Origin of the sequence: Brevundimonas sp. UBA7838 (genome assembly GCF_002500885.1) — a bacterium.
GTDB classification, from domain to species: domain Bacteria; phylum Pseudomonadota; class Alphaproteobacteria; order Caulobacterales; family Caulobacteraceae; genus Brevundimonas; species Brevundimonas vesicularis_C.
The window spans coordinates 1-6,157 of the sequence record NZ_DLTK01000149.1 but is presented as its reverse complement, the minus strand read 5'-3'; the positions used below and the strand labels follow the sequence as shown (position 1 = coordinate 6,157).

The 6,157-nt window shown below is 67.6% G+C and carries 5 protein-coding genes and 1 pseudogene; 4 read left to right on the top strand and 2 right to left on the bottom strand.

Annotated features, from left to right (window positions below; all coding sequences use genetic code 11):
• From B3T77_RS15510 to B3T77_RS15500, 3 genes and pseudogenes are all read left to right on the top strand, one after another.
• A pseudogene (locus B3T77_RS15510) lies at positions 1-909 on the top strand (phenylalanine--tRNA ligase subunit beta); the annotation flags it as partial.
• Between the two features lie 43 nt (positions 910-952).
• A complete protein-coding gene (locus B3T77_RS15505; RefSeq protein WP_199059688.1) occupies positions 953-2,293 on the top strand; it encodes an APC family permease in 1,341 nt (446 codons plus the stop codon).
• Between the two features lie 124 nt (positions 2,294-2,417).
• On the top strand, positions 2,418-3,029 hold the full coding sequence (locus B3T77_RS15500; RefSeq protein WP_017506335.1) for a DUF1134 domain-containing protein: 612 nt from the start codon (positions 2,418-2,420) through the stop codon (positions 3,027-3,029).
• A gap of 52 nt (positions 3,030-3,081) precedes the next feature.
• Here B3T77_RS15500 and B3T77_RS15495 read toward each other — a convergent pair whose 3' ends face one another.
• Together B3T77_RS15495 and B3T77_RS15490 are read right to left on the bottom strand one after the other, a co-directional pair.
• Complete coding sequence (locus B3T77_RS15495) at positions 3,082-3,975, bottom strand: SDR family NAD(P)-dependent oxidoreductase (protein ID WP_292080712.1); 894 nt, start codon at positions 3,973-3,975, stop codon at positions 3,082-3,084.
• A gap of 8 nt (positions 3,976-3,983) precedes the next feature.
• The gene (locus tag B3T77_RS15490) at positions 3,984-5,216 is read right to left on the bottom strand and encodes an NAD-dependent epimerase/dehydratase family protein (RefSeq protein ID WP_292080710.1); all 1,233 of its coding nucleotides are present in this window, start codon (positions 5,214-5,216) and stop codon (positions 3,984-3,986) included.
• 353 nt (positions 5,217-5,569) lie between these two features.
• Here B3T77_RS15490 and B3T77_RS15485 point away from each other — a divergent pair.
• On the top strand, positions 5,570-6,157 hold a 588-nt coding region (locus B3T77_RS15485; RefSeq protein ID WP_292080707.1), incomplete at its 3' end, for a DUF4167 domain-containing protein.

The window sequence follows — 6,157 nt, the reverse complement described above, 5'->3', positions numbered from 1 at the left end:
GTCCGCACCGCGCGCCGGGCCCTGGCCGCCCTGGGATACGCGGAGGCCGTCACCTGGTCCTTCACCAAGCAATCGACGGCGGCCCTGTTCGGCGGCGGCGACGACCGGCTGGTGCTGGAGAATCCCATCGCGGCCGATCTGGACTGCATGCGGTCCTCCGCCCTGCCGAACCTGGTCCAGGCGGCGGCGCGGAACGCCGCGCGCGGTTTCGCCGACGCCGCCCTGTTCGAGATCGGCCCTATCTATCTGGGCGACGGTCCGGCGGATCAGCGCACGGTCATCGCCGGTCTGGTCGCCCCGCACGCCGCCCGTCACTGGGCGGGCGCCGGCGAAGACGCCCTGTTCACGCTCAAGGGCGACCTGACCACCCTGCTGGAAGAGATCGGCGCCCCGGTGGCCTCGCTGCAACTGGTCCAGGGCCAGAACCGCGACTGGTGGCACCCCGGCCGTTCGGCCCGGCTGCAACTCGGCCCCAAGAATGTGATGGTCGAGTTCGGCGAATTGCATCCGCGCGTGCTCAAAAGCCTGGACGCCGACGGCCCCATGCTGGCCTTCGAGATCGTTCTGGATAACGTGCCCGAGCCGCGTGGGAAGTCGGGCAAGGCGCGGGGAACCGCCGATCTGTCGGCCCTCATGCCCCTAACACGCGACTTCGCCTTCGTGGTCGAGGACGCCAAGCCGGTGGGCGATCTGGTCCGGGCCGCGACGGGCGCCGACAAGGCCCTGATCGCCGACGTGCGGGTCTTCGACGTCTATCGCGGCAAGGGCGTGGACGACGGCTTCAAGTCCGTCGCCCTGGAAGTCGTGATCCAACCGCGCGAAGCCACCCTGACCGAAGCCGAGATCGAGGCCCTGACCGCCAAGGTCGTCGGAGCGGTCGAAAAGCAGGGCGGCAGGCTGCGGGCTTGAGGGGCGCAGCGCGGTCTTTCGGGCGGCGCGGGGGACATAGGCGATGACGACGGAACCTCAGGCGGCCCAACCGGATCGCGGCCATCTGCTGCGCGTCCTAGGCGTGACGTTTGGCGTCGCCGTCGTGGTCGGCGGCGTCATCGGTCAGGGCATATTGCGCACCCCTGGCGTGGTCGCCGAGGGGGTTCAGAACCCCACGATCATCATCGCCCTGTGGTGCGTCGCCGGTCTGGTCGCCTGGATCGACGCCATGTCGACTGTCGAACTGGCCGCCTCGATCCGCAAGACGGGCGGCCCCTATATCTTCGCCCGTCGCGCCTTCGGGTCTTTGACCGGCCTCGCCGTCGGCGTTTGCGACTGGCTGGGCAATATGGGCGGCATCGCCTTCATCGCCGTGGTCTTCGGCGAATATCTGCATCGCTTGGGCGTCGCGACCAGCGTGCCGATCGGCGTCCTCGCCCTGTTGATCGTGGTCGTGGTGGGCAGCGTGCAATGGCTGGGCACCAAGGTCGGCGGTCGGTCGCAGGAGATCGGCAGCGCTGTCAAGGCGGCCCTGTTCACTGTGCTGATCATCGGCCTGTTCCTGGCGCCGCGCGGCGCGCCCGTCGCGACCGAGATCGCTCCAGCGACGGCGGCGGCCCTGACCTTCGGCGGCATCGTCATGGCCTTGAGGGCTATTTCCGGCACCTACTACGGCTGGAACAGCGCCTCCTATTTCTGCGAAGAGGTCGTCGATCCGGGCCGGACCATCGCGCGGGCGACCTTCTCGGGCATCGCCGTGGTCACGGTGATCTATGTGCTGGCCAACCTGGCCTATCTGAACGTCCTGACGCCGGCCGAGATGGCCGGGTCGAACCTCGTCGCGGCGGATGCGGCCGGTCGGGTGTTCGGCGATGTCGCGGGCCCCATCGTCACGGCCATTTCGCTGGTGTCGCTGGTGACGATCATCAATGCGATGGTCATGGTGTTCCCGCGCGTCCTGTTCGCCATGGCGCGCGAATATCAGATCTCGGCCCTCACCCGTGTCGCCGCCAACGGCACGCCGCGTCTGGCCCTGATCGCGACCGTGCTGGCCGGCGGGCTGCTGGCCACCATCGGGGTCTATGAGACTTTGCTGACCTTCTCGACGTCGCTGCTGGCGCTGATGAGCGTTCTGGTGAATGCGGCCGTCATCGTCCTGAGGGTGCGCGAGCCAAATCTGGAACGTCCTTGGAAAATGCCGCTCTATCCCCTGCCGGCGATCATCGCCCTGACGATCAATACGACCCTGTTCGTGATCTTCGTGGTCGAGGATCCTTTAACGGCTGGAAAGGCCTTCGGAATGCTGGCGGTCCTGATCGGCCTTGCCTGGCTGCTGGTCCGGCGAAAGCGCGCTGCGGCCTGATCGGCGCGCCCGGTAAGACCCCGTTAACCTTGAAGCCGCAAGGCTGCCGCAAAGGTCGGGGACGGTGAGGCCAAGACCGGCGCGCCAGCCGGCCGTCCTCTCGTCGCCTTTCGGAGCGCCCTCCATGCATCGCCGCCAACTGATCCTTTCGGGCCTCGCCACCGCCGCCGGCGCCTCGTCGCTGGGCGCCTGCGCCTCGGCGCCGCCGCGCGATCCCAACTATCCGATCCGCTCGGACCAGACGGCCCAGGCCTACAGCTTCGATGAACTGGTTTCGGCCGGCTCGCGCGAGCTGGGCATCGCGGCTGAGGTCGTGGGCGGCGCGATCGAGCGCGTCTTCGCCGACCAGGGCGACCGCCCGACCGCCTATATCGCGGGCGAGGAAGGCTCCGGCGCCGTCGTTGTCGGCGCCCGCTACGGCCGCGGCGCCCTGCACATGAAGGACCTGTCGGCCTCTCAGGAAGTGTTCTGGCAGGGCGCGTCGGTGGGCTGGGACTGGGGCGGCAACGCCAGCCGCGTCTTCACCCTGGTTTATGGCCTGTACCACCCCGACATGATCTATCGCCGCTATCCCGGCATTGAGGGCTCGGCCTATCTGGTCGCGGGCCTGGGCGTGAACTATCAGCGCGCCGACGGCATCGTCCTGGCCCCGATCCGCACAGGCGTCGGCCTGCGCCTGGGCGCCAACGTCGGCACCATGAGCTATAGCCGCCAGCGCAATCTGCTGCCCTTCTAAGCGCGCTAGGCTCGCGACGCGGTCGCTCGCGGCTAGGGCGCGTGACTGCGCCCTAGCTCACCGATCGCAGCGGCGGCGGCGCGTCCATCAGCGTCGCCAGCCCCTCGCGCCAGCTGGGATAGGCGGGCCGCCAGCCCAGCTCGGCCTTGGCGAGGGCGTTCGAGACGCGCTTGGAGTCCAGATAGAAGCGGCGCATCGCCTCGCTGACGCTGTCGTCGGTCCAGTCCACCTGGGGCGGGCGGGGCAGGCCCATCCGATCCGCCGCCCATTCCATCACCACATCGGCGGGCGACGGTTCGTCGTCGGTCAGATTGTAGGCGGCGCCCGGTCGCGGCTGCGCCATCGAGGCGAACAGGCCCGAGACGGTGTCATCTACATGGATGCGGTTGAAGACCTGGCCGGGCTTCCTGACCAGTTTCGCCGTGCCTTCCTTCAGCCGCTCGACCACGCTGCGGCCCGGCCCGTAGAAACCGGGCAGGCGGAAGATCTGGACCGTCAGCCCCATCCCCTGCGCCCCATCCAGCCAATCGCGTTCGGCCCGGACGCGGCGTGCGCCCTCCAGATTGGCGGCGTTCAGCGGCCCGTCCTCGAACACCCATCCGCCGGCCCGGTCGCCATAGACGGAGGTGGACGAAACATAACCGATCCAGTCCGGCCAGGCGTCGCCCGCAAGGGGCCCCAGGGCCCGCAGACCGGGACAGCCTTGGGCGTCCGGCGCGGCGGTGATCAGGATCGCCGTCGCCGCCTCCAGCGCCGTTTTGAGGGCTGCCGTATCACCCGGATCGATGGCCATGATCCCGTCGGCCGCCATGGCGCGACGCCGCTCGGGATCGCGCGAGGTGGCGGTCGCCCGCCCGCCCCGCCTCATGGCCTCCAGCGCCGCCGCCCGTCCCAGATAGCCGCCGCCGAAAACCAGCAGATCGAGGGGAGGGGAGGCGATAGGCATTACGAAACTCAGGCCGTCAGAACTTGGGAAGGTGGCGCGTCGGCTGCCGGCCGCGCCTCATTTTCCAGCGCCTCCGCCCGGCGTTGGTTCCAGGCGGAGACGCACGGCACCCGACCCAGATCGGCGCGGTCGGCATAGCGGCGGGCGATGTCCGTGACCTCGTCCATCAGACCCTGCGCCAGGGTGATCGGCTTCAACCCTAGATCCCGGAACTGGTCGTTGGCGACGACCAGGTCGTTCTCGTCGGCCTCCTGGCGCGGGTTGGCGACGTTATGGATCTCGGCGCCGGTCTTGTCGGCGATCATGGCCGCCAGGTCGCGCACGCGCCGGCTCTCGGTCATCTGGTTGAGGATCTTGACCCGCTCGCCGCGTTTGGGCGGGTTTTTTAGCGCCAGTTCGACGCAGCGCACCGTGTCCTGAATATGGATGAAGGCCCGCGTCTGGCCGCCCGATCCATGCACCGTCAGCGGATAACCGACCGCCGCCTGCATCAAAAAGCGGTTCAGCACCGTGCCGTAATCGCCGTCATAATCGAAGCGGTTGATCAGTCGTTCGTCCTGTTTGGTCTGTTCAGTCTGGGTGCCCCAGACGATGCCCTGGTGCAGGTCGGTGATGCGCAGATTGTCATTGCGGGCATAGAACTGGAACAGCAGGGCGTCCTGCGTCTTGGTCATGTGATAGATGCTGCCCGGATTGGGCGGGAACAGGATTTCCTGCTCGGCGGGACCATTGTCGGTATCCACCGTCACCTTCAGATAGCCCTCGGGGATGCGCAGGCCCGCGGTGCCGTAGCCATAGACCCCCATCGTCCCCAGGTGCGCCAGATGGACGTCCAGGCCGCTTTCGACGATGGCGGCCAGCAGGTGGTTGGTGGCGTTGATGTTGTTGTCGACGGTGTACAGCTTGTGCCGCGCCGACTTCATCGAATAGGGGGCCGCCCGCTGCTCGGCGAAATGCACCACGCTGTCGGGGGCGAAGTCGCGGATCAGGGCGACCAGGCGGTCGAATTCCTTGCCCACCGTCATGTTGACGAAGCCGATGTCGCGGCCGGAGACTTCTTTCCACGCCTTGATCCGCTCGCCCATGGTGCGGATCGGCGTCAGGGACTGAACCTCCAACTCGTTGTCGATGTTCCGGCGGCTCAGGTTGTCGACGATGGTCACGTCCCACCCTTCGGCCGACAGATGCAGGGCCGTGGGCCAGCCGCAAAAACCGTCGCCGCCCAGAACCAGCACGCGCATGGGATAGCCTCATCGTCGTCTCAAAGGTCATGCCTAGCCCAGCCGTCGCGCTTGGCAAAGCGGCGCTGTGCACGGTTCGGTGCGACGCATTGACGAATATCGCTTGGAAAGGCCGCCCACTCGGGTTAAGTCTCTGCCGTCTCCCACTCAATCGCAGCTTTACGGGCGCATACCCGGCTGTTCGCGGCTTGAGCCGGCCATGACGGTCGGTCCCGAAAGGACCGGCGCACCATGCGGGCGACAAGGCATTCCGACAGTTCGACAATCGGGGATCGGCCCCGAGCGAGACGGAACCACGAAACGGACGGAACCGGCCTTCAGGCTTTGGTCCGCCCCTGCACACGGTAGCGCGAATGAGAGATTTCAAGGGCATGAAGCGTCAGCGCGGACGCAATCGGAACAAGGCGGGCGCCAATAACGCCAACAACGCCAATCCGAATCGTTCGTGGGATTCGCAAGGCCCCGAGAACATTAAGGTCCGGGGCAACGCCCAGACGGTGTATGAGCGCTATCAGCAGCTGGCCCGCGATGCGGCCTCCAGCGGCGACCGGGTGCTGGCCGAAAACTATCAGCAGCACGCCGAACACTATTACCGCGTTCTGCGCGCGCTCCAGCCCCAGCGGTCCTTCTCGGACATCGCCGCGCGCGAACAGTCCAACCAGGGCTTCGACATCGATTTCGAGGACGAATCCGGCGCCCAGGCCGCCGCCTTCGTCGCCGCCCAGCAGGCCGCCGACCGTCAGGCCGCGGAGGCTGCAGAGCGCGCCGAGCAGAACCAGAACCGCGATCAGAACCGCGACCGCGACTACAATCGCGACCGCGATCAGAACCGTGACCGTGACCAGAACCGCGACGGCCAGCAGCCGCGCGAACCGCGCGAGCCGCGCGAAGGCGACGAGGTCCGCGCCGAGGGCGAGGGCGGCGGTCGTCGCGAAAGCCGT

Coding starts and splice junctions, on each gene's coding strand:
- B3T77_RS15505 (WP_199059688.1), top strand. CDS start 953: ATGACGACGGAACCTCAGGCGGCCCAACCGGATCGCGGCCATCTGCTG.
- B3T77_RS15500 (WP_017506335.1), top strand. CDS start 2,418: ATGCATCGCCGCCAACTGATCCTTTCGGGCCTCGCCACCGCCGCCGGC.
- B3T77_RS15495 (WP_292080712.1), bottom strand. CDS start 3,975: ATGCCTATCGCCTCCCCTCCCCTCGATCTGCTGGTTTTCGGCGGCGGC.
- B3T77_RS15490 (WP_292080710.1), bottom strand. CDS start 5,216: ATGCGCGTGCTGGTTCTGGGCGGCGACGGTTTTTGCGGCTGGCCCACG.